A 20,026-nucleotide genomic window follows, 5' to 3' on the forward strand; every position below is an offset into this window, starting at 1 on the left:
CCCCGCCCTCCGTCAAGCAAGGCCGGCGGGCAGGGCGGTTTTTCCCGGTTTTCAGGGGGTGCAACCGGCAGTTGCTAATTTTTCAAGTCCCCTTGGTGGACTTTTGGACGGCACGCCGCTATACTGTGACTACAAAGGAGGGCACAGCATGAGCCTTGGAACCAACATCAGCCGCCTGCGGGCGGAACATCATCTGTCCCAGGGGGACCTGGCGGAGGCGCTGGCAGTGAGCCGCCAGTCCGTCAGCAAATGGGAGACGGATTCCAGCGTGCCGGACCTGGACAAGCTGGTGAAGCTGAGCCAGCTCTTCGGCGTGTCCCTGGACGAGCTGGTGACGGGAGCAGTGCCCCAACTGAAGGCGGAGACGCCGCCCCAGCCGGTCGTCGTTTCCCACCGGATGCCGGGCCGGAAGATCGCCGGGACCATCCTCTTCTGCATGGGCTTTCTGGCGTTTCTGATCCCCACGGTGCTGGGCGGGCTCCTCACCGGCGTGATTTTGGCTGTCCCGTTTCTGGTGTGCGGCATCATCTGCTTTCTCGCCCAAAAGCGGCCGGGACTGTGGTGCGCCTGGGCGCTTTACCTGATTGCGGACATCTTCTTTCACTATGCCACCGGCCTCAACTGGACTTACATTTTTGCCACGTTTTCCTGGGAGCAAATGGGGCTGACGTCCGTCTATGTGGTCACCGCCTGGATCCAGGTACTGGTGACCCTGGCGCTGCTGATTGCCACCGTCCGCTCCTTCCGAAAGTCCCCCTTCCCCCTCACCCGGCGGAACAGGGTGATCCTGGCTCTGGTGTGGGCCGGTTTTCTGGTGAGCCGCCTGCCCTTCGCCTATCTGGTCCTGCCGCTGGGCGCCTATGTGCTCTCCATCGGGGCATTGATGGCGCTGGTCTCCATCGCCCAGGGCATCGTCTCCATGATCCTGCTGGCCATCGCCCTGACGCTGGCGGTGCGGATGTTCGCCGCCTGGAGGGCCTCCCGCCGCTAGGATCTTTCTAGTTCTGTACAACGACGCCCCGGCATCAGCCGGGGCGTTTTTCTTGACTTTTCCCGTGGTCCGCCTATAATATAGTATATCGTTTATCTCACTTGAGTATCACGGTTGGAGGGTGCTATGCAGGACAGCTGCGGACGGACAATTGATTATCTGCGGCTGTCAGTGACGGACCGGTGCAACTACCGGTGCCGGTACTGTATGCCGGCCGAAGGGGTAGAGAAGCGGGCACACGGGGACATCCTCTCCCTGGAGGAGCTGGCGGAGATCGCCGCGGCAGCGGTGGCCTGCGGGGTGAAGAAGATCCGCCTCACGGGCGGAGAGCCCCTGGTGCGGCTGGGGCTGGTGGACCTGTGCCGGATGCTGCGGGCCATCCCCGGGGTGGAGGAACTGTGCCTCACCACCAACGGAAGCCTGCTGCCCCGGCTGGCGAGGCCCCTGCGGGAGGCGGGGCTGGACCGGCTGAACATCAGCCTGGACACCCTGCGGCCGGACCGGTTCGCCGCCATGACCCGCTTGGGGACCCTCCAGGCTGTGCTGGACGGCATCGAAGCGGCGGAGGCGGCGGGATTCCATGATTTGAAATTTGACACCGTCCTCATCGGCGGGTTCAACGACGATGAGATCGGGGACTTCGTGGACTTGAGCCGGAATCATCCCTGGGAGATGCGGTTCATCGAGCTCATGCCTATGGGGCCCTGCGCCTCCTGGGACAAGGGCTGCTTCCTGCCGGGGGAAACCGTCCTGGAGCGGGTGCCGGAGCTGGCGCCCATCCAGGCCCAGGGCGTGGCCCGGCGGTACCGGCTGCCCGGCGCAAAGGGCACCGTGGGGCTCATCTCGCCAGTGAGCCACGACTTCTGCGCAGACTGCCGCCGCATCCGGGTGACGGCGGACGGCAAGCTGAAGGGCTGTCTCCACAGCCGGGAGGAGATCTCCCTCCGGGGGCTCCACGGCCAGGAATTGGTGGACGCCGTCCGGCAGGGCATCCTCCACAAGCCCCAGCGGCACCATTTGGCGGAGCGGCGGAGCGACACGCCCCGGAACATGAATCAGATCGGAGGCTGACCCATGGGAGAGCTGACTCATTTCAACGAACAGGGCCGGGCCAGGATGGTGGACGTGACGGACAAGGCCGTCACCCACCGCCGGGCCGTGGCCGCCGGGGAGATCCACATGGCCCCGGAGACCCTTCAAAAAATCAAGGACGGCACCATGAAGAAGGGCGACGTACTGGCGGTGGCCCAGGTGGCTGGCATCCAGGCGGCCAAGCACAACTGGGAGCTCATCCCCATGTGCCACCCCCTGCCCCTGACGGGCGTCGACATCACCTTCGCCCTGTCCGACGAGCCCTGCATGGTGGAGATCCGGGCCGCCGTCACCTGCACCGGCGTGACCGGGGTGGAGATGGAGGCGTTGACGGCCGTATCCGTGGCGGCTCTGACCATCTACGACATGTGCAAGGCCGTCCAGAAGGACATGCGCATCGACAACATCCGCCTGCTGCAAAAATCCGGCGGCAAGAGCGGGGACTACCAAATCAAGGAGTGAGACCGTTGGCAAGCGTGGTTTCGGTGAATATCAGCGAGCGGAAGGGCGAGCAGAAGCATCCCGTTTCGGAAATTCAATTGAAGCTCCGGCACGGCATCGTGGGGGACGCCCACGCCGGGGACTGGCACCGGCAGATCAGCTTACTGGCGGAGGAGAGCGTGGACACCATGCGCTCGGGCTGCCCCATCCCCCTGGACGCCGGGGTGTTCGCGGAGAACATCAACACCGTGGGGATTGATTTGAAGCACCTGCCGGTGGGCACCCATCTGCGGATCGGGGAGACAGAGGTGGAGGTGACCCAGATCGGCAAGGAGTGCCACAGCGACTGCGCCATCAAGAAGGCGGTGGGCAAATGCGTCATGCCCACGGAGGGCATCTTCGCCGTGGTGGTCCGGGAGGGCGTGGTCCGCCCCGGCGATGAGATCGAAATTGTGGAGGCGGAAGCATGAAGCTGATACGGACGGAGGACGCGGTGGGCCATGTGCTGTGCCACGACCTGACCCAGATCATCAAGGACCAGTACAAGGACGCCCGGTTCCGCAAGGGGCATGTGGTGACGGAGGAAGATATTCCTGTACTCCTCTCCATGGGCAAGGAGCACCTGTATGTGTGGAAGATGACACCGGGGATGCTCCACGAGGACGAGGGAGCGGAACGCCTGCTGGCCCTGTGCGCCAATGCGAATATGGAACGCAGCGGGGTGAAAGAGGGCAAGATCGAGCTGAAGGCGGCCTGTGACGGGCTGTTTCGGGTCCGGTCGGAGGCCCTGCGGGCGGTGAACGGTATCGACGAGCTGATGATCGCCACCCGGAAGGGCGGCACTGCCGTCAAGAAGGGGGACAAGCTGGCGGGGATGCGGGTCATCCCCCTCATCATCGCGGAAGAAAAGCTGGACGATGCCAAGGCGGCCGCCGGAGATGAGCCCCTGCTGGAGCTGCGTCCCTGGGTGCGAAAGACCGCCGCCATCGTGGCCACCGGCAGCGAGGTGAAGAAGGGATTGATCCAGGACACCTTCACCCCGGTGGTGCGGGACAAGCTGGCGGCCTGCGGCATCGAGACCATCTCCGTCACCTATCCCGGCGACGGGGTGGAGAACGTGGCGAATGCTGTCACCGAGGCCCGGCGGACCGGGGCGGAGATCATCCTCTGCACCGGCGGCATGAGCGTGGACCCGGACGACAACACCCCCGGCGGCATCAAGCAGAGCGGGGCCAGGATCGTCACCTACGGCGCCCCGGTGCTGCCCGGCGCCATGTTCCTGCTGGGCTACTACGACGACGGCACCCCGGTGATGGGCCTGCCCGGCTGCGTCATGTACGCCGGAGCCACCATCTTCGACCTGGTGCTGCCCTGGGCGGCGGCGGATGTGCCCGTCACCAGGGAGTGGATCGTCTCCCTGGGCGAGGGCGGCCTGTGCCTGGGCTGCAAGCCCTGCCACTGGCCCGCCTGCCCGTTTGGAAAATAAGAATACCCGCGCCGGAGCTGACCGGCGCAGGCTTTTCTCCACCGTTATCCTCGCTTAAATATCACGCCGGTTTGACGCCGGACTTGCCAAGCCGGCTTGAACATACTATCATCAGGAAAGGAAGATCTCCCATGAAAAAGTTTTTCTCTCTGCTTCTGGCCCTCTCGCTGGCCCTGGCCCTGACCGCCTGCGGCGGCAGCACGGACACCGGCGACACCGCCGCGGACGACACCGCCGCCGAGCCGGTGGATCTGTACGTCTTTGCCGCCGCCTCCATGCAGGAGTCCCTGGACCAGGTCATCGAGGCCTACAAGGCCGTGGCCCCGGAGGTCACCGTGGTAGCCACTTACGACTCCTCCGGCACGCTGAAGACCCAGATCCAGGAGGGGGCCGACTGCGACGTGTTCATCTCCGCCGCGCCCAAGCAGATGAATCAGCTGGACGCCGAGGGCGGCGAAGAGAACACCGAGGGGCTGGACCTGGTGGACAGCGCCACCCGCCTGGACCTGCTGGAGAACAAGGTGACCCTGGCGGTGCCGGAGGGCAACCCCAAGGGCATCGAGTCCTTTGACCAGCTGGCAGAGCTGCTGGCGGCCGGCGACGTGTTCCTGGCCATGGGCAACAGCGACGTGCCGGTGGGCCAGTACACCCAGAAGATCTTTACTTACTACGGCCTGGACGAGGCGTCCCTGGCCAGCGCCGGCGTGCTGACCTACGGCTCCAACGTGAAGGAGGTCACCACCCAGGTCTCCGAGGGGACGGTGGACTGCGGCGTCATCTACGCCACCGACGCCTTCTCCGCCGGCCTGACGGTGGTGGACGAGGCCACCGCCGAGATGTGCGGCCAGGTCATCTACCCCGCGGCCGTCATGAAGAACAGCGCCAACCCCGACGCCGCCAAGGCCTTCCTGGACTTCCTGTCCACCGACGAGGCCATGGCCTGCTTTGAGGCCGTTGGCTTCAGCCCCATGGCGTAAAACAGATAGAAGTTAGGAGATAGGAGTTGATGGGCTGCCGGAGGCGGCCGGTCCAAATCGTCCGGCTCCGCCGGACACCAAAGCTCCTCTCTCCTATCTTCACGCTCCACTCTCAACTCTTCACTCTCTGCTGGAATCAGGTGCTTGTATGGACTGGTATCCGCTTTACAACTCATTGAGAATTGCTGCCATCGTTCCCATTGGGCCCCGGCCCAATGGGAGCCCCTGATTTGATTTTGGCCGGCCAGGCAAAGCCCGGCCTCTCCAAGGTTTTGCTTTGCAAAACGCTTGTACGCCGCTTCCGCGGCGGCCCGCCTCTGGCGGGTCGAGATGGCAGACACCCTTTTCCCCGGGAGGTATTCTGAAATGGACTGGTATCCGCTTTACAACTCATTGAGAATTGCCGCCATCTCGACGGCGGCGGTGTTCTTCCTGGGCATCCTGGCGGCGTATTACATCGCCAGACTGCCCCGGCTGGTGAAGGGCGTGCTGGATGTGGTGCTGACGCTGCCTCTGGTACTGCCCCCCACCGTGGTGGGCTGGCTGCTGCTGGTGCTGCTGGGGCCCAACCGCCCCATCGGCGCCTGGGTGCAGGACCACTTCGGCCTCCGGCTGGTGATGACCTGGTGGTCCGCCGTCTTCGCCACCGTGGTGGTTGCCTTTCCCCTGATGTACCGCACCGCCCGGGGCGCCTTTGAGAGCTTCGACCACACCCTGGCGGAGGCCGCCCAGACCCTGGGCCGGTCCAACACCTGGATCTTCTGGCGGGTGCGGATGCCCGTGTGCCGCCAGGGCATCCTGGCGGGGACCGTGCTGGCCTTTGCCCGGGCCCTGGGGGAGTACGGTGCCACCTCCATGATCGCCGGCTACACCCCGGGGCGGACGGCCACCATCTCCACCACGGTGTACCAGCTCTGGCGGACCGACAACGACGCGGAGGCCCTGCGCTGGGTGCTGGTGAACATCGCCATCTCCGCCGTGTTCCTGCTGGCGGTGAACCTGCTGAAGGCCCGGCAGAGGCGGGCCGGGAAAGGGGGCGGACGGTAATGGCGCTCTCCGTGGACATTCAAAAGCAGCTGGGGGACTTCCGGCTGGAGGTCCGGTTCGAGGCCGGGGACGAGACGCTGGCCCTGCTGGGAGCCTCGGGGTGCGGCAAGTCCGTGACCCTCAAATGTGTGGCGGGTATCCTGACGCCGGACGAGGGGCACATCCAGCTGGACGGCGTCACCCTGTATGACAGCGCCGCCAGGATCGACCTGCCGCCCCAGAGGCGGCAGGTGGGATACCTGTTCCAGCAGTACGCCCTGTTCCCCAACATGACGGTGCGGCAGAACATCGCCGCGGCCGTGCGGGACAAGAGCCGCCGCCAGACAGAGGTGGCAGAGAAGCTGCGGCAGTTCCGGCTGGAGGCCGTGGCGGACCAGAAGCCGGGGCAGCTCTCCGGCGGGCAGCAGCAGCGGTGCGCCCTGGCCCGGATTTTGGCGTCGGAGCCCAGGGCCATCCTGCTGGACGAGCCCTTCTCCGCCCTGGACAGCTATCTGAAATACCAGCTGGAGCTGGAGCTGGCGGACACGCTGGGAGGATTCCCCGGCACGGTGCTGTGGGTCTCCCACGACCGGGGAGAGGTGTTCCGGAACTGCCGCCGGGTGTGCGTCATGGACCGGGGCCGGTCCCAGCCGGTGACCACTCTGGAGGAGCTGTTCCGCAGCCCCGGCACGGAGGCCGCCGCCCGGCTCTCCGGGTGCAAGAACTATGCCGACGTCCGGCCAGCAGGGGACTCTGTGTCCCTTCCGGACTGGGGGCTGACGCTCTCCTGCGGCCGGCCGGTGCCGGAGGGCGTCTGCCGGATCGGCATCCGGGCCCACCACATCCGCCCCGCCGCTCCGGGCGGGGAGAACTGCTTTGCCTGCACGGTGGAGCGGGTGGTGGAGGACGTGTTCTCCACCATCGTGCTGCTGCGGCCGGAGGGCGCGGCGCCGGAGGCGCCTCTGCTGCGGATGGAGCTGGACAAGGAAGCCTGGCAGGCGGTGCCGGACAAGGGCCGCCTTACCGTCTCCGCTCCGCCGGAGGCCATTTTGCTGCTGGGATCGTGAAGGAGGGATCTACCATGTTTAAAGCTGCTGTTCTGACGGTCAGCGACCGGAGCTTCCGGGGAGAGCGCCCGGACGCGGGCGGGCCCCTGGTCGTTGAAATTCTGAAAAACGCTGGGTATGCGGTGGCGGAGACCGCCATCGTCCCGGACGAGCAGGGCCGGATCGAGGCGGCCCTGCGGCAGTGGTGCGACCGGGAGGAGCCGGTGGACCTGATCGTCACCACCGGAGGCACCGGCTTCGCCCCCCGGGACGTGACGCCGGAGGCCACCATTGCCGTGTGCGACCGGCTGACCCCCGGCATCCCGGAGGCCATGCGGTACGCCTCCATGCAGGTGACAAACCGGGCCATGCTGTCCCGGGCACAGGCCGGCATCCGGAAGGGGACCCTCATCGTGAACCTCCCCGGCTCTCCCAAGGCAGCCCGGGAAAACCTGGAGGCCGTCCTCCCCGCCCTGGCCCACGGGCTGGAGATGCTCTCCGGACGCCCCGCCGACTGCGCCAACCTGGCGGACTGATTTTTATGGAAAACAGCAGAGCGCCGGTCTCCTTCCGAGACCGGCGCTCTGTTCTCATGTTTCAGGCGATGCGGGAGTCTCCCCGCCCTTTGCGAGCTCCTCCCGCACCAGGTCCGCCAGCGTAAAGCGGTCCACATAGTCATTCACCACGGCATACAGGCCCGTCCAGAAATCCAGCGTCGGGCAGGTGCCGCACCGCTCACAGGCATTCTCCTCCGTCTCCAGGCAGGCCACCGGAGCCAGATTCCCCTCCGTCAGCCGGAGGATGCTGCCGAGGGTGTACTCCTGCGGGGTCTTTGCCAGGCGATAGCCGCCCTGGGCACCCCGGCCGCTGCGGAGAAGGCCCGCCTTCCCCAGCAGCCCCGCGATCTGCTCCAGATACTTCATGGAGATGCCCTGCCGGGCGGCCACATCCTTCAAGGAGACGAACTCCTCCCCGCCGTGGACCGCCACGTCGGTCATCAGACGCAGGGCATACCGTCCCCTGGTGGAAATCTTCACGCGACCCCTTCCTTTCTGTCCACCTATTCTGCCATAGGCGCTTCTGGATTTCAAGGTCCTTTTTCACTTTTTTTCAGACTTTTGACGCCTGCGCACCTGTGCCGCCAGCAGTTTGACAACCGCCGGTTTTTCCCGTACAATAAAGCCATGCGATCGATCAGGAGCGCCGGTCATAGAGGATCACTGAAAGGAGAATCGAAAATGGATTACGCAAAGGAATCCCTGCGGCTGCACTACGAGTGGAAGGGCAAGCTGGAAATGACGCCCCGGGCGGCGGTGGACAGCAAGGAGGCACTGTCCCTGGCCTACACCCCCGGCGTGGCCCAGCCCTGCCTGGAGATCCAGAAGGATGTCAATAAAAGCTATGAGCTGACCCGCCGGTGGAACACCGTGGCCGTCGTCACCGACGGCTCTGCCGTTCTGGGGCTGGGGGACATCGGCCCGGAGGCCGGCATGCCCGTCATGGAGGGCAAGTGCGTTCTGTTCAAGGCCTTCGGCGGTGTGGATGCCGTTCCCCTGTGCGTCCGCAGCCACGATGTGGATGAGATCGTCAACACGGTGGCTCTGCTGGCCGGCTCCTTCGGCGGCGTGAACCTGGAGGACATCGCCGCCCCCCGGTGCTTTGAGATCGAGCGGAAGCTGAAGGAGCGGTGCGACATCCCCATCTTCCACGACGACCAGCACGGCACCGCCGTCATCACCCTGGCAGGCCTCACCAACGCCCTGAAGGTGGTGGGCAAGAAGCTGGAGGACGTCCGCATCGTCATCAACGGTGCCGGTGCCGCCGCCATCTCCATCACGAAGCTGCTGCTCTCCGCCGGGGCCGGGGACGTGACCCTCTGCGACCGCCGGGGCGCCATCTACACCGGCCGGGCCGACGGTATGAACTGGATCAAGGAGGAGATCGCCCAGGTGACCAATCCGAAGAAGCGGACCGGCTCCCTGGCGGATGTGCTGGCGGGGGCCGATGTGTTCATCGGCGTGTCCGCCCCCGGTGCCGTCACCACGGACATGGTGAAGACCATGAACAAGGATGCCATCATCTTCGCCTGTGCCAACCCCACGCCGGAGATCTTCCCCGACGACGCCAGAGCCGGCGGGGCCGCCGTGGTGGCCACCGGCCGCAGCGACTACCCCAACCAGATCAACAATGTGCTGGCCTTCCCCGGCATCTTCCGGGGCGCCCTGGACGCCCGGGCCAGCGACATCAACGACGCCATGAAGATCGCCGCCGCCCACGCCCTGGCGGACCTGGTGGGGGACGACCTCTCCGCCGACTATATCATCCCCGCCGCCTTCGATCCCCGGGTGAAGGACGCCGTGGCCTCCGCCGTGGAGCAGGCCGCCCGGGATTCCGGCGTGGCCCGGATCTGAGCCCCCGCCACGTTTTAAAAAGAGCCCCGGCCGCCCATGGGCGGCCGGGGCCTTTTATGTCTCTCAGAATTCCACCCGGGGGACTGCCTTCACCTCTCCGGTGTGGTCCCCCTCCCGGAACCACTGGACGATCTCGTCCAGCGCCTCCCGGCGGACAAAGTCACCGCCGTTACGAAAGACCTCCGCCATCTCCCGCTCCTGGGCAGTGGCGGCGTCTCCCTTGCCCTCCACCTGGCGGATGACGGAGCTGGCCATGGGCTTCATCATCATACGGTAGAAAAAGCCCAGCTTCTCCGGCGCATAGCCGCCCTGGAGATAGAACAGCCGCCCGCCGCTGTCGCTGTAACCGCCGTTGATCCGGGCCTCTGTCCACAGGTCGCCGTTGCCCTGGGGCGAGACGCCCACGATGGCCGCCCCCCGGATGGTATAGCGGTCCATGGCGGCCTGGACGCCCTTCACCGTGCCGGCCATCAGCCAGCCCATATAGAAGATCTCGTCCTTGGGCCGCAGCTTCTCCCGGGCCTCCTTCATGCTGTAGGCCGGCACGCCGGTCCGCTCCGCCAGCAGCTGGGCATACCGCTGGGTGTGGCCTGTGTGGGATGTGTAGACAATGGCTTTCATGACGCCCCTCCTTGTGAAACGGCGGTCGGCCGCCGATTTGACAGTTCCATTATATACGCATCCGCCCCCGGTGGCAAGGACCTGTTCCGCCGCCGGGGAATTTTCAGGTCTAACCGCCCCGGCCCACTCATAAGGTGTAGCATCACGACCGAGAGGTGGACAACATGACGACTCAGACCCGCAACGAGGTGCTGCTGGAGGGAACTGCCCTGGAAGCGCCTGTGCTCTCCCACGAAAACCACGGCACCCGGTTTTACCGCTTCCCCCTGGAGGTGCCCCGGCTCTCCGGCACGCCGGACACGCTGCCGGTGCTGCTGCCGGAACCTCTGCTGGACACAGTGCAGACGGAGGCCCCTCTCCGGGTCCAGGGCCAGCTGCGGTCCTTCAACAACCGCTCCGGCGTGGGAAACCGGCTGGTACTGACGGTCTATGCCCAGGCCATCCAGCCGGGGACCGGGGAGCCCTGCAACCGCATCCTGCTCTCCGGGGCCCTGTGCAAGCCCCCCATCTTCCGCCGCACCCCCCTGGGCCGCAGCATCTGCGACCTGATGCTGGCGGTGAGCCGACGGTACGGCCGGGCAGACTATCTGCCGGTGATCGCCTGGGGCCAGCTGGCCGTCCGGGCCGCCCGGCTCCAGGTGGGAGACCCCCTCAGTCTGGAGGGCCGGGTCCAGAGCCGGGCCTACCGCAAGGTGCTGGAGGACGGATCCATTCAGGACCGGGTGGCCTACGAGGTCTCCGCCATGCACCTGCTGGAGCCGGAGTCGGCGGACTGAGCCGCCCGCCGGGCCGCCAGGGCCACGGCCGCGGCGCCGCAGGCCGCACCCAGCAGCACCCAGCCCTCCTGCCCGGCCAGGCGCTCCAGCAGCACGCCGTAGAGGGCCTGCCCCAGCGGCTGGGCGCAGAGGGAGACCGTCAGCAGCAACGACACCACCTTTCCCACCAGTTCGGCGGGCGTCTGGGACTGGATATGGGCCAGCATGGTGACGGTGAACAGCGCCGCACAGGCCATGAGCACGAATCCCGCGGCCGTCAGCACCGCGAACGTCCCGGCGGCGCCCAGACCGGCCAGCAGGCAGAGGCCCATGGGGACGAGGCAGGCGCTGCAGACCAGCAGCGTCAGCCAGGACCGGCGGACCGTCAGCCGGGCGCCCAGCAGGCCCGCCGCCAGCCCCCCGGCCAGGCTGCCCGCCGCCATGGCGGTCTGGTTTGCGCCGTACCAGGTGTCCCCCAGTCCCAGAGTCTGCTTGATGAGCACTGGCATGCTGACCACCAGCAGCGCGCTCAACAGCAGATTGAAGGCGCAGACCAGGGCGATGTACTTCAGGATCACAGGCCGCTCCCGCCGGAGGAAATGGCCGCTCTCCGCCAGATCGGCCCGGGCAGTCCGCCAGATGCCGGTCTCCGTGTGCCGCGGCGTGTGGGGGATGCGGATGAACAGCTCCATCACCGCCGAGGCGAAAAAGCAGGCGGAGGCCCCGGCCAGCACCGGCGTCACGCCGAAGACGCCGTAGACCAGGCTCCCCAGCAGCGGTCCCAGCAAGCCGGACAGGGCGCTGACCTGATTGATGACGGCGTTGCCGTCCACCAGCCGGTCCGGCGGACACAGCAGGGGCATGCTGGCCTGCACCGCCGGCTGATACGCCCCGGAGATCCCGTACAGCAGCATCATGGCCGCCGCCAGCACCGGTACCAGGGGCAGACGCCCCAGGGCCAGCGCCGTCAGGGCCACCAGGGCGCAGGTGAAGAAGTCCAGCACCACCATGATCCGCTGCTTGTGGAGCCGGTCCGCCACCACGCCCCCCAAGGGCGTCAGCACCACCATGGGTGCGAATGCCGCGGCAGAGCACAGGCCGAACAGGCTCCGGGAGCCGGTGACATCCAGCAGATACAGCGGCAGGACGAACCGCAGCACGGCGTTGCCCAGCAGGGAGATGATCTGCCCGACCACCACCAGGGTGAAGTCCCGCTGGAACAGCTTGCCGCGCGTCATGATCTCCCCTCCCGCTCTCCGCCGGTCAGCAGGGCCCAGCCCAGCAGCCACAGGCAGGCAGCTGCATCCTGCGGTACGATGTTCTCTGTTCGTTTCATATGGTCCTCCTTTTTCATACATTTGGTTGGTATGTATATATGGTAAAAAGAAGCTGCCCCATCGGGCAGTTTCTTCTGTTGTTCAAAGCCGCTCCTGGGACAGGCGGCAGAATTGCTCCCACTGATCCAGCTGCTCCTGATCCAGCAGATCCAGGCCCATGCTCCGCAGCAGCTGAACATAAAGCTCCATGCGGCGGCGGGTCTTTTCCGGTGTGGCCGGGTAGATCATGGGGTTCAGCCACACGTTGGACAACAGCAGCAGCAATTCTCCCAGCTCCTCCGGATAGTCAGTCCGGATGGAGCCGTCCGCCACTGCCTCCCGCAGAACAGGTTCCATGTAGTTGGGCAGTACATCCTCCATCATGCTCTCCAGCAGGATCGCCATCAGCTTGGGGTTCTTCAGCATGTTGGGCGCCAGGACGAACAGGTCTGTCTGGTCCGAATTCCCCAGGGAGGCCCGGAACATCCGCCGCAGCTTCTCCGCGCCGGTCAGGCCGGGATCGTCCCGGATGGCCTGCATCCAGGCCTCCGTCTGCTCTCCCATCCGGTCCGCGATGGCCAGCAGGATCTCCTCCTTGCCCTTGAAGTGGTGATAGATGGCTCCCTTGGTGAGCCCGCCCAGGTCATCGATGATGTCCTGGAGGGTGGTGTGTTCATACCCCTTCTCCATGAACAGCTTTGCGGAGACCGTCAGGATCTTCTCCACCGTCTCCTCCGGGTGCTTGTTGCGGGCCATAGGATCCCCCCAAATACATACTTTTAGTATGAATACTTATATCACGTTCCGCCGCCGCTGTCAAGTGCCGCTTTCCGCCGGTCGGGCGCCTCACTTGGTGGGAAAGCCGAAGGTCCCCCGCATGTCGAACAGGAACGCCAGAAAGCTCCTGGGGTAGGCGATGAACTCCCCCCGGTCCGCCATGGCGCAGATCTCCGGCAGGTCCGCCCACCGGGCCTGGGCCACCTCCTCCTTTTGGAGCGTCAGGTCCTCCAGAGCCAGGTCCCGCTCCACCAGGAAGAAATCGTCGAATCCCCCGTCGAAATTCACAGTGACGGAGGGGCGCACCCCGCTCAGGTCCAGCGCCAGGCCCAGCTCCTCCCGGACCTCCCGCTCCGCTGCCTGCCGGCTGGTCTCTCCGGCGTCCACGCCGCCGCCCACGGAGACGTCCCATGCCTCCGGCCAGGATTCCTTCTCCCGGGAGCGCTGCTGGATCAGCAGCCGCCCCCGGCTGTCAAAGATGCACACATGGACCACGGTCCGGTACTCCCCCGGCCCCTTGGGGGCATGGCGCTCTGCCGTGCGGCCCAGAGGGATCCGGTCCTCATCGTACAAATCCACCAGTTCCACTGTAAACGACCTCCCCGCCGCCCCGAGGCGGCCCTGTTTTTCTCTTCTATCTTGGCGGCTCCGGCCCCCGCTGTCAAGTGGAATCTTTCGCCCACGCGGAAAGCTGTGGCAAAACCCTCTTTACAGCAGGCGCAAAACCCGGTATCATGGCGCCATGACTTCATGAATACAGGAGGATGTCCCATGGGCTTTTCCATCGAGACCAGTGTATCCGCCGTTACCGTCTTTCTGCAGGGCGCGCTGAGCTTCTTCTCCCCCTGCGTGCTGCCGCTGGTGCCGCTGTACGTCAGTTATCTGGCCGGCGGTGCCGCCGTGGTGGGGGAGGACGGCGTCCGCCGCTATCCCCGGGGAAAGATCTTCCTCAACACCCTGTTCTTCGTGGCCGGCATCAGCTTCGCCTTCTTTCTGCTGGGGCTGGGGCTCACGGCGCTGGGGGCCTTTTTCCATGACTACCAGGTGTGGTTCGCCCGGATCAGCGGCGTCATCATCCTGCTGTTCGGCCTGTACCAGCTGGGACTGGGCAAGCGGGCCATGCTGCTGGAGCAGGAGCGCCGCCTCCCCTTCCGGCTGGACAAGCTGGCCATGAACCCGGCGGTGGCCCTGGTGATGGGCTTCACCTTCAGCTTCGCCTGGACGCCCTGCGTGGGCCCCACCCTCAGCAGCGTCCTGCTGATGGCCTCCTCCGCAGAGTCCTCCGCCGCGGGATTCCTGCTGATTGGCGTGTACACCCTGGGCTTCGTGCTGCCCTTCCTGGCGGTGGGGCTCTTCACCGGCGCGGTGCTGGACTTCTTCAAGGCCCACCAGAGCGTGGTGCGCTACACGGTGAAGATCGGCGCGGTGCTGCTGATCGTCATGGGCATTCTGACCCTCACCGGCGCCACCAACGGCCTCTCGGCAGATCTGGCCGCCGGCACCACGACCCAGGAGGAGCCTGCCGCCCCGCAGGACGGCACCGCCTCCGGCGGTGCGCAGGAGGACGCCAGCGGCGCCCAGGAGGAGAGCGGGGAGATCCCCGTGATCCCCGCCCCGGACTTCACCCTGACGGACCAGTACGGTGAGACCCACACCCTGTCGGACTACCAGGGAAAAACCGTGTTCCTGAACTTCTGGGCCACCTGGTGCGGTCCCTGCAAGATGGAGATGCCGGACATCCAGGCCCTCTATGAGGACTGGGACGAAAATGCCGGGGATTTGGTGGTGCTGGGCGTGGCCGGGCCCGGCATCGGCCAGGAGGGCAGTGCGGAGGACATCGCCGCCTTCCTGGAGGAGAACGGCTACACCTATCCCGTGGTGATGGATGACACCGGAACGCTGTTCTACCAGTACGGCATCAGTGCCTACCCCACCACCTTCATGATCGACCCGGAGGGCAATGTCTTCGGCTATGTCCAGGGCGCCGTCAGCCGGGAGATCATGGACGACATCGTGGAGCAGACCATGACCGGTCAGCGGCGGTGAGCTCCCTCAGGGCCGCATCGTCCCGTCCTGCTTCAAAAAGCGGGACGGGACCTCTTTTTCCAGCAGCTGGAAAAGATCGGGAAACTGCTGTATTTTCCACATGTTTAATCGTTTATTCGACGAATTTCATTTTATTCTCAGAAGAATCTTGACAGGCTCCCCCTGCTGGCGCTATCATCGAACCATGGGTCCGCCGGCAGGCGGACCGGCTTTGGAATCGTCTCAGGAAAAAGGAGGACTCTCCATGGAAAATCAGATCCATCGGATCGGCGTGCTGACCAGCGGCGGCGACGCCCCCGGTATGAACGCCGCCGTCCGGGCCGTGGTGCGGACCGCCCAGGACTGCGGCATCGAATGCGTGGGCATCCGCAGGGGCTGGAACGGCCTGATCACCAGTGATTTTGTGCAGCTGGGCGCCACCAGTGTCAGCCATATCATCGACAAGGGCGGCACGATCCTGTACACTGCCCGCAGCGAGGAGTTCATGACCGAGGCGGGCCGGGACAAGGCTCTCTCCACCTGCCGCCTGCTGGGGCTGGACGGCATCGTGGCCATCGGCGGCGACGGCACCTTCCGGGGGGCGCTGGCCCTGTCCCGGCAGGCGGCCGCCGCCGGATACGGCCTGCGGGTGGTGGGGATCCCGGCCACCATCGACAATGACATCGGCTGCTCCCACTATACCATCGGCTTTGACACCGCCTGCAACACCGCCGTGGAGTGCATCGACAAGCTGCGGGACACCATGCAGTCCCACGAGCGGTGCTCCGTGGTGGAGGTCATGGGCCGCCACGCCGGCCACCTGGCCCTGTATGTGGGTCTGGCCGTGGGTGCCACCGCTGTGCTGATCCCGGAGCGGCAGGTGGACTTCGACCAGGACATCGTGGAGAAGATCCGTCAGGCCCGCCTGGCCGGCACCACCCACTACATGGTAGTGGTGGCGGAGGGCGCCGGCAGCGCCGCCGACATCGGCAAGCGCATCCATGAGGAGCTGGGGCTGGATCCCCGGGTCACCGTGCTGGGCCACATCCAGCGGGGCGGCTCCCCCTCCGCCCGGGACCGGGAGACCGCCAGCCGCATGGGCTACAAGGCCGTGATGGCCCTGGTCTCCGGCCAGGGCAACTGCATCATCGCCACCCAGGACGGCCGGATCGTGGACCTGGACATGGAGGAGGCCCTGCAGATGAAGAAGTCCTTCCCCATGGAACGGTATCAGATCCTGGAGGCCCTGACCCTCAGCGGCAGCCACCGCCGGTGACCGCTCCCAGCCATACATCCCATCCATACGAAAAAGGCCTCCGGCAGACGCCGGAGGCCTCTTTCTTCCAATCATGCTCACACCGTGGGATATTCGCCGTCCCACAGCACCTTGCGGAATTTCATGGGGTCCGTGTTGCCCTCCGTGGAGAACAGCAGCACCTGGCTGAACCGGTCCAGTCCGATGGCCTGGCGCAGATCCTGGTACTCGTCCGTCTCCATCAGGGCGGCGATGAGGCCCATGCCCACCGCGCCGGACTCGCCGGAGATCACCGTGGGGTCACCCTTCACCGGCACGCCCAGCATCCGCATGCCCCGGGCGCTGACCCAGTCCGGGCAGGAGACGAAGGCGGCGACATGGTTGCGCAGGATGTCCCAGGAGAGGATGTTGGGCTCGCCGCAGGCCAGGCCCGCCATGATGGTCTTCAGGTCCCCCTCCACGATCCGGGGCTCGCCGTCTCCCGCCAGGGCGCCCTGGTACAGGCAGTCCGCCGCCCGGGCCTCCATCACCACGAAGGTGGGGGGATCGTTGGGGAACAGATTCGTGAAATAGCCGATCACCGCGCCGGCCAAACTACCCACGCCGGCCTGGACGAACACGTGGGTGGGGCGGTTCACGCCCACCTGCCGCAGCTGCTCCGCAGCCTCGTTGGCCATGGTGCCGTAGCCCTGCATGATCCAGGCGGGGATCTCCTCGTACCCCTCCCAGGCGGTGTCCTGCACCACCACGCCGTGCTTCGTCTCGGCGGCCTCCGCCGCGGCCATGCGGACGCAGTCGTCGTAGTTCACGTCCTCGATGGTGACCTGGGCGCCCTCCTTGGCGATGTTCTCATACCGGGCCTGGCTGGAGCCCTTGGGCATGTGGACCACGGCCTTCTGGCCCAGCTTGTGGGCCGCCCAGGCCACGCCCCGGCCGTGGTTGCCGTCGGTGGCGGTGAAGAAGGTGGCCTGCCCGAACTCCTGGCGGAAGGCCTCGCTGGTGAGATAGTCATAGGTCATCTCGCTGACGTCCCTGCCCATCTCCTTGGCGATGTAGCGGGCCATGGCAAAGGACCCCCCCAGCACCTTGAAGGCGTTGAGGCCGAAGCGGAAGGACTCGTCCTTCACGAACAGGCCCCCCAGCCCCAGGTACTTGGCCATGCCGTCCAGCCGGGCCAGGGGCGTGATGGAGTACTGGGGAAAGCTGCTGTGGAAGAACCGGGCCTTGGCCACGTTCCCCAGGGACATGATGGAAAGCTGCCGGTCGTCGCTCTTCGGCATCCGATTGGCGACCCATTTGATCGTATCTCTCATAATCCTCACCATACAAAAATTTTTAGTGTCACAAATTTTTTGTTAGTTCCTGGTCTCATCATATCATAGTTCCCCGTCTTGTCAAGGGGTTTGCCGGAATCCCGCATATTTTTTCCATACGGAGGCCAGGGCTTGACAAATACCCTGGGAGGGTATATATTGAAAAGCGAAAAGAATACCCCCGGAGGGTATCCGTCCCTCCGGCAGATCGGAGGCAATTTATGCGGGAAGAAAAATATGACATCTCCGGCATGCACTGCGCCGCGTGCAGCGCGTCCGTGGAACGGGTCACCCGGAAGCTGCCCGGCGTGGAGCGCAGCGAGGTGAACCTGACGACAGGCATCATGACCATTGCCTATGACGAGAGCCAGTGCACCCAGGAGCAGATCGTCGCAAAGGTGGAAAAGGCGGGCTTCGGCGCCGCCCTGCATCTGGAGCACCCGGCCCCCGCCGCGGCCCAGGACGCCGAGGACGCGGAGGCCGCCGCGCTGAAGCGCCGGAAGGTGGAGCTGATCGCGGCGGCGGTGTTCTCCGCGGTGCTGCTGTACGTGTCCATGGGGCAGATGCTGCCCTTCGGGCTGCCGGCCCTGCCCCTGCCGGACCTCTTCTCCATGCACACCCACCCCATGAACTTCGCAGTGCTGCAGCTGATCCTGGCCGTGCCGGTGCTGTACTGCGGCCGGAACTTCTTTCACGGGGGCTTCAAGTCCCTGTTCCACGGCAATCCCAACATGGACTCCCTGGTGGCCATCGGCTCCGGCTGCTCCTTTGCCTACAGCCTGGTGATGACCTTCCTGATCTCCGATGATCCCAGTTATGTCCACAACCTCTATTATGAATCCTCCGCCGTGGTGCTGACCCTGGTCTCCCTGGGCAAGTTCCTGGAGAGCCGGAACATGCAGAAGACCAAGGGCGCCATCACCGCCCTCATGCAGCTGTCTCCGGACACCGCCGTCCTGGCGGACACAGGCCGGGAGATCCCCACCAGCCAGCTGAAGGTAGGCGACGTGGTGCTGGTGAAGCCCGGCGCCCGGGTCCCGGCGGACGGCACCGTCACCCAGGGGGAGAGCAGCGTCAACGAGGCCATGCTCACCGGCGAGAGCCTGCCGGTGGAGAAGGCCGTGGGCAGCGAGGTCATCGGCGGCAGCGTCAACGAAAACGGGGTCCTGTACGTCCAGGTGACCCGCACCGGCGACGACTCCACCCTCTCCCGGATCATCCGGTTCGTGGAGGACGCCCAGGGCCGGAAGGCCCCCATCTCCAAGACCGCCGACAAGGTGGCCGGTGTGTTCGTGCCGGTGGTCATGGGCATCGCGCTGGCGGCGGCCATCGCCTGGGCCATCGCCGGGCAGCCCTTCTCCTTCGTGCTGCGGGTGTTCACGTCGGTGCTGGTGATCGCCTGCCCCTGCGCCCTGGGCCTGGCCACCCCCACCGCCATCATGGTGGGCACGGGCCTGGGCGCCAGGCACGGCATTCTGATCCGCTCCGGCGAGATTTTGGAGATCACCCACAGCGTGGACACCGTGGTGCTGGACAAGACCGGCACCGTCACCGAGGGCACCCCCGCCGTGACGGAGGTCCTGCCCTATCAGTGCACGGCCGACGACCTGCTGTCCGCCGCCGCGGCGGTGGAGGCGGTGTCCGCCCACCCCCTGGCAAACGCCATCACCGCATACGCCCAGGTCCACGGCTTCGGCGGCACCGCCCGCCCGGAGCGCTTCGAGAACCTGTCCGGCCGGGGCCTGAGGGCGGAGCTGGACGGAGAGACCGTCCTGGCCGGCAACCGCCGCCTGCTGGAGGAGCAGGGCGTGGATGTGACGCCCCTGGCATCCGATGCGGAGCGGCTGGCCGCCCAGGGCCAGACCCCCATGTACTTCGCCAAAAGCGGCGCCCTGCTGGGCCTGATCTCCGTGGCGGACCCGGTGAAGGAGACCAGCGCCGCCGCCATCCGGAAGATGAAGGAGCAGGGCATCCGCACGGTGCTGCTGACCGGCGACAACCGGGCGGCGGCGGAGCACATCGGCTCCCTGGTGGGCGTGGACGAGGTCATCGCCGAGGTGCTGCCGGAGGAGAAGGCCGGCGTGGTGGAGCGGCTCCAGTCCCAGGGCCGCAGGGTGATGATGGTGGGCGACGGCATCAACGACGCCCCGGCCCTCACCGCCGCCACCGTGGGCTGCGCCATCGGCAGCGGCAGCGACATCGCCATCGAGTCCGCCGACATCGTGCTGATGCGCTCGGACCTGCAGGACGTGCCCCGGGCCATCCGTCTGAGCCGGCTGACCCTGCGGGACATCAAGCAGAACCTGTTCTGGGCCTTCTGCTACAACACCATCGGCATCCCCATCGCGGCAGGCCTGCTGTACGCCTTCGGCGGTCCCCTGCTGTCCCCCATGTTCGCGGGCGCGGCCATGAGCCTCAGCTCCGTCTGCGTGGTGGGCAATGCCCTGCGGCTGGGCCGGGCCAAACTGTGATTTGACGGGAAACGGGAAAAAGG

Annotated in this window: 20 protein-coding genes; 14 read left to right on the forward strand and 6 right to left on the reverse strand. The window is 65.9% G+C overall.

The genetic code is table 11. The features are described 5' to 3' along the window. Positions 1-148 precede the first annotated feature (148 nt). The 9 genes from H9X91_RS02385 (at position 149) to H9X91_RS02425 (ending at position 7,595) form a co-directional block, all read left to right on the forward strand. On the forward strand, positions 149-991 hold the full coding sequence (locus H9X91_RS02385; RefSeq protein WP_204802140.1) for a helix-turn-helix domain-containing protein: 843 nt from the start codon (positions 149-151) through the stop codon (positions 989-991). 126 nt (positions 992-1,117) lie between these two features. Then, positions 1,118-2,062: a GTP 3',8-cyclase MoaA gene (gene moaA / locus H9X91_RS02390; RefSeq protein WP_204802142.1), complete on the forward strand. Its 945-nt coding sequence runs from the start codon at positions 1,118-1,120 to the stop codon at positions 2,060-2,062. 3 nt (positions 2,063-2,065) lie between these two features. Next, entirely contained in the window at positions 2,066-2,545 is a 480-nt protein-coding gene (gene moaC / locus H9X91_RS02395) for a cyclic pyranopterin monophosphate synthase MoaC (protein WP_204802144.1), read from the forward strand. A 5-nt stretch (positions 2,546-2,550) separates the two neighbouring features. Continuing rightward, positions 2,551-2,994, forward strand: coding sequence for an MOSC domain-containing protein (locus H9X91_RS02400; protein ID WP_204802146.1), 444 nt, complete (start codon positions 2,551-2,553; stop codon positions 2,992-2,994). Beyond that, a complete protein-coding gene (locus H9X91_RS02405) occupies positions 2,991-4,010 on the forward strand; it encodes a molybdopterin-binding protein (protein WP_204802148.1) in 1,020 nt (339 codons plus the stop codon). Before H9X91_RS02400 ends, H9X91_RS02405 begins: the two co-directional genes overlap by 4 nt. A gap of 131 nt (positions 4,011-4,141) precedes the next feature. Next, complete coding sequence (gene modA / locus H9X91_RS02410; protein ID WP_204802150.1) at positions 4,142-4,987, forward strand: molybdate ABC transporter substrate-binding protein; 846 nt, start codon at positions 4,142-4,144, stop codon at positions 4,985-4,987. 366 nt (positions 4,988-5,353) lie between these two features. Beyond that, positions 5,354-6,034 (forward strand): molybdate ABC transporter permease subunit, encoded by a 681-nt coding sequence (gene modB, locus H9X91_RS02415; RefSeq protein ID WP_204802152.1) that lies wholly within the window; start codon positions 5,354-5,356, stop codon positions 6,032-6,034. Further along, the gene (locus H9X91_RS02420; protein ID WP_204802155.1) at positions 6,034-7,080 is read left to right on the forward strand and encodes a sulfate/molybdate ABC transporter ATP-binding protein; all 1,047 of its coding nucleotides are present in this window, start codon (positions 6,034-6,036) and stop codon (positions 7,078-7,080) included. Before modB ends, H9X91_RS02420 begins: the two co-directional genes overlap by 1 nt. Before the next feature lie 14 nt (positions 7,081-7,094). Then, positions 7,095-7,595, forward strand: a complete 501-nt coding sequence (locus H9X91_RS02425; RefSeq protein ID WP_204802157.1) for a MogA/MoaB family molybdenum cofactor biosynthesis protein — start codon at positions 7,095-7,097, stop codon at positions 7,593-7,595. A gap of 54 nt (positions 7,596-7,649) precedes the next feature. Here H9X91_RS02425 and H9X91_RS02430 read toward each other — a convergent pair whose 3' ends face one another. Beyond that, a complete protein-coding gene (locus tag H9X91_RS02430; protein ID WP_204802159.1) occupies positions 7,650-8,096 on the reverse strand; it encodes an Rrf2 family transcriptional regulator in 447 nt (148 codons plus the stop codon). Between the two features lie 201 nt (positions 8,097-8,297). Here H9X91_RS02430 and H9X91_RS02435 point away from each other — a divergent pair, with 201 nt between their 5' ends. Beyond that, positions 8,298-9,470 (forward strand): NAD(P)-dependent malic enzyme, encoded by a 1,173-nt coding sequence (locus tag H9X91_RS02435; protein WP_204802161.1) that lies wholly within the window; start codon positions 8,298-8,300, stop codon positions 9,468-9,470. A gap of 63 nt (positions 9,471-9,533) precedes the next feature. On the opposite strand, the gene H9X91_RS02440 is transcribed toward H9X91_RS02435, so the two are convergent. Then, the gene (locus H9X91_RS02440) at positions 9,534-10,091 is read right to left on the reverse strand and encodes a hypothetical protein (protein WP_204802163.1); all 558 of its coding nucleotides are present in this window, start codon (positions 10,089-10,091) and stop codon (positions 9,534-9,536) included. 164 nt (positions 10,092-10,255) lie between these two features. Between H9X91_RS02440 and H9X91_RS02445 the strand changes: the two genes are divergently transcribed. Continuing rightward, positions 10,256-10,867 (forward strand): single-stranded DNA-binding protein, encoded by a 612-nt coding sequence (locus H9X91_RS02445; RefSeq protein ID WP_204802165.1) that lies wholly within the window; start codon positions 10,256-10,258, stop codon positions 10,865-10,867. Here H9X91_RS02445 and H9X91_RS02450 read toward each other — a convergent pair. The 3 genes from H9X91_RS02450 to H9X91_RS02460 all read right to left on the reverse strand — a co-directional run bounded on the left by H9X91_RS02450 (position 10,819) and on the right by H9X91_RS02460 (position 13,527). After that, a complete protein-coding gene (locus H9X91_RS02450; RefSeq protein ID WP_204802167.1) occupies positions 10,819-12,084 on the reverse strand; it encodes an MFS transporter in 1,266 nt (421 codons plus the stop codon). The genes H9X91_RS02445 and H9X91_RS02450 overlap by 49 nt on opposite strands. Before the next feature lie 180 nt (positions 12,085-12,264). Then, a complete protein-coding gene (locus H9X91_RS02455) occupies positions 12,265-12,918 on the reverse strand; it encodes a TetR/AcrR family transcriptional regulator (protein ID WP_204802169.1) in 654 nt (217 codons plus the stop codon). A gap of 90 nt (positions 12,919-13,008) precedes the next feature. Next, complete coding sequence (locus H9X91_RS02460) at positions 13,009-13,527, reverse strand: NUDIX domain-containing protein (RefSeq protein WP_204802171.1); 519 nt, start codon at positions 13,525-13,527, stop codon at positions 13,009-13,011. Positions 13,528-13,710: 183 nt separating this feature from the next. Between H9X91_RS02460 and H9X91_RS02465 the strand changes: the two genes are divergently transcribed. Continuing rightward, a complete protein-coding gene (locus H9X91_RS02465; protein WP_204802173.1) occupies positions 13,711-14,985 on the forward strand; it encodes a redoxin domain-containing protein in 1,275 nt (424 codons plus the stop codon). Positions 14,986-15,229: 244 nt separating this feature from the next. After that, the gene (locus H9X91_RS02470; RefSeq protein ID WP_204802175.1) at positions 15,230-16,240 is read left to right on the forward strand and encodes an ATP-dependent 6-phosphofructokinase; all 1,011 of its coding nucleotides are present in this window, start codon (positions 15,230-15,232) and stop codon (positions 16,238-16,240) included. A 77-nt stretch (positions 16,241-16,317) separates the two neighbouring features. Here H9X91_RS02470 and dpaL read toward each other — a convergent pair whose 3' ends face one another. After that, positions 16,318-17,532 (reverse strand): diaminopropionate ammonia-lyase, encoded by a 1,215-nt coding sequence (gene dpaL, locus H9X91_RS02475; RefSeq protein WP_204802177.1) that lies wholly within the window; start codon positions 17,530-17,532, stop codon positions 16,318-16,320. 221 nt (positions 17,533-17,753) lie between these two features. Here dpaL and H9X91_RS02480 point away from each other — a divergent pair, with 221 nt between their 5' ends. Further along, positions 17,754-20,003, forward strand: a complete 2,250-nt coding sequence (locus tag H9X91_RS02480) for a heavy metal translocating P-type ATPase (protein WP_204802179.1) — start codon at positions 17,754-17,756, stop codon at positions 20,001-20,003. Positions 20,004-20,026 lie beyond the last annotated feature (23 nt).

The organism is Oscillibacter valericigenes, from assembly GCF_016902445.1.
Lineage (GTDB): Bacteria > Bacillota > Clostridia > Oscillospirales > Oscillospiraceae > Oscillibacter > Oscillibacter avistercoris.